Here is a 230-nt window from a genome sequence, read left to right on the forward strand (position 1 = left end):
GAATGCGTTCACTCCTGAAGCCCCTCGTTCTGGGAATGGCTCTCTCTACTGCATTGGTTGGTTGTACTTCTCTGACTGAACAGGCCAACACTGCACCTTCTTATGAGGAGCAGAAACAGATCAATGATCTGGTTCAAACCGGAATGTATTACTACTGGAACGGTGGCGATCTCAAGAAGGTAGAGCGGGAGTTTTTTAAAGGCATTACTCTGAAGGGCAAATTCGACGTT

1 protein-coding gene is annotated in these 230 nt (G+C 47.0%); it reads left to right on the plus strand.

Annotated elements, in window-relative coordinates; translation table 11 throughout:
• A partial coding sequence (locus CWC28_RS22420; RefSeq protein ID WP_212746832.1) for a hypothetical protein occupies positions 1 to 230 on the plus strand: 230 nt, incomplete at both ends.

Origin of the sequence: Pseudoalteromonas sp. S4492 (genome assembly GCF_005886115.1) — a bacterium.
In the GTDB taxonomy this organism is placed as follows: domain Bacteria; phylum Pseudomonadota; class Gammaproteobacteria; order Enterobacterales; family Alteromonadaceae; genus Pseudoalteromonas; species Pseudoalteromonas gelatinilytica.